Annotated in this window: 2 protein-coding genes and 1 pseudogene; 2 read left to right on the forward strand and 1 reads right to left on the reverse strand. The window is 71.3% G+C overall.

Annotated features, from left to right (window positions below; genetic code table 11):
* Positions 1 to 54: 54 nt before the first annotated feature.
* The gene (locus DLJ59_RS01360; protein WP_124770706.1) at positions 55 to 393 is read right to left on the reverse strand and encodes a PadR family transcriptional regulator; all 339 of its coding nucleotides are present in this window, start codon (positions 391 to 393) and stop codon (positions 55 to 57) included.
* Positions 394 to 552: 159 nt separating this feature from the next.
* Between DLJ59_RS01360 and DLJ59_RS01365 the strand changes: the two genes are divergently transcribed.
* A complete protein-coding gene (locus DLJ59_RS01365) occupies positions 553 to 1,518 on the forward strand; it encodes a DNA primase (protein WP_124770707.1) in 966 nt (321 codons plus the stop codon).
* A gap of 39 nt (positions 1,519 to 1,557) precedes the next feature.
* Positions 1,558 to 2,511, forward strand: a pseudogene (locus tag DLJ59_RS01370) (transposase); the annotation flags it as partial.

Raw genomic sequence — 2,511 nt, forward strand, 5'->3', positions numbered from 1 at the left:
TCAGCGGGTGGCTGCTGGCCACCACCCGCTGATCGGCGGCCCGACCCGCGCGGGTCAGGCCGGGGTGGGCGGGTTGTCGGGGCCGAGGAACCGGCCCACTGTCAGTTGAAACTCGCGCCAACCGGCACGTTCGCCGGCCAGCGCCTGCCGGCCCGGGTCGGTGAGCTCATACGTCCGGCGTTCCCGGCCGCTGACCGTGCTCCAGGTGCTCGCCACGTGGCCGGCGCGTTCCAGCCGACGCAACGCCGGATAGATGGTGCCGGTGGGTAGGTCCAGACTGCCGTCGCTGCGGGCACGCAGCGCCTCGATGATCGCGTAGCCGTGCAGCGCGCCCTGTTCGAGCACGGCGAGCAGTAGAGCGTCGAGATGGCCGTGCAGCTCCTGGGCCTTCATGCGTAGCTACGCTACTTGTCAGACGGCCACTTCGCCAGCGGTGACCACCAGCAGGTCGGACCCGTGCGCCAACCGGCCACCGGGGTGCGGGCATCGGTCACCCAGGGCCGCCGACTAGGGTATGTGCCCAGAGTCACTCGCCGGTCAGAGACCCGGTGGGTGGGCAACCCGAAGCACACGGAGGTCAGCGTGGCCCGCCAGTCGCCCCAACGGCCCGACGCCGACGAGCCCGAGCTCGACGACACCACCGGCGCGGCCGAGCCAGACGAGACCGAGGAGACCGACCGCCCATCGGCGTCGATCGACCGTTCACTCTGGGACGAGCTGCGTATCGACCCAGTGGAGATCGCCCTGCCCGCCGGCACCGGCTTCACGCTGCGGGCGTACCGGCCGGCCAGCTCGCTGACCCCGACCGACGTGACCGAGCGCGACCAGGACGACCCGTTCCTCGCCCGCCGCCAGGCGATCGAAGAGGAAGAGGACGACGAGACCGTCGTCATCCTCGACGAGGAGCTGGCCGAGGAGTTCGCCGACGAGGACGAGGACGACAAGTCCACGCGCCGCCGGGACGGCGCTGCGGCCGACACCGACACCGACACCGAAGACTCGGACGAGGCCGGCACGGACGAGGCGGACGACGAGGAGGTGCCGATCTTCCTCAGCAACCAGGGCAAGCTGCTGCTGTTCAAGACCCCCGAGTCGCTCGTCAGTTTCATCCGATCCGGTGCGCCCAACGATCTGTCCCAACTGGACAGCTGGAATGAATTGTCCGAACGGCTGGAGCCGGCAGATATCGCTCCGCTCGACGAGGACACCTACGAACTCGACCTGGTCGTGGAGAACCTGCGCGGCGGGCACGACACGTGGGATTCGACCCTGCTGATCGAGGCCGGCGAAGTTGCGCGTGACCTCTCGTACGCATTGCGGCTGCCTGCGGTACTCGACATGCTCTCCGCCGGCTCCAGCCTCGACGACCTGGACGAGGCGCTGCGTGCCACCGCCAACGGTGGGATCGGCGCGTTCATGGGTCGGCGGCGGCTGAAGAAGATCGGTGCGCAGACCGCGAGTTTGGGTTGGCGCACCATTGTCGGCAAGATCTCTGCGGTGGTGGACTGGCGCGACTGACCCGTACCGGGGAGCATCAGTTGCTGGCAGAGGAAAGACCTGTCCCGGGAGGAGGACGACGCCGTGGCGCTCGTGCGCGTTTACTGCGGTCTGGCCTCGGCGGATCCGGCTGACCGACCGGCCTCCGCCGGTTCGACGCTGACGTCCGCTGTGGTCGACGACGCAGGCCGTCTGCTGCATGTCTGCGAGATCAGCGACGACGCCGCTGGCTACGCCCAGCTCGTCGCGCTGCTCGTGGAGCGGTCGGGCGGGCCGAGCGGCGCGGCCATCGCCGCCGACAGCGACGACCACACGGTCACCTCGCTGCTGAGCGCGGCGGGGCGACCCCTGGCGATCGCCGACGACGACTCGGTGGACGACTTCGCCGAGCGGTTCGCCGATGACGACTCTCTTGAGGAGATGCAGTCGCCGCCGGCCGAACGACGGGCGGTCGGCCTGGCCCGCGCGTTGCAGGCGGGCGCGCTCTCCGCCGTCACTCTGCCGGCACCCCGGGACCTCGCCGGCTACAAGCAGGTGCTCTCGGCGCACGCCGCTCTGGCCAGCGGTCGACACTCCGCCGCCGTGGCGCTGCGCGAGGTTCTGCGGGAGCTGTACCCGGCGGCCCTACGCGCCTACCCCGACCCGGCCGAGCCGGTCTCGCTGGCCGTGCTGGACGCGCTGCCCGAGCCGGGGATGCTCGGCGGCACCGTGGCCCGGGGCCGCGAGGTGTCGGTCGCGGCAGATGCCATCGCCGCGCACCTCGCGGCGGACGGCGTCGCCGACGAGGACGAGATCAACGAAGCCGTCACCGCTCTGCGGGTCGCCATCTCCGAGACCCCCCGACGCGCTGCCGTCAACCGGGCGCTCACGTCCGCGGTGGCCGAGACGGTCCGCCAGGCCGTGGCCTCCGTCCGGGCCTGCGACGCCGGGTGTGAGGCGTTGGTCAGCGCGCTCAGCTCACGGGTCACCACGCCGGTCCAGGCGCCCGGGCGCCTGGACCCTGCCCGCCGTGGC

The organism is Micromonospora inaquosa (assembly GCF_003857055.1).
GTDB classification, from domain to species: Bacteria; Actinomycetota; Actinomycetes; order Mycobacteriales; family Micromonosporaceae; genus Micromonospora; species Micromonospora inaquosa.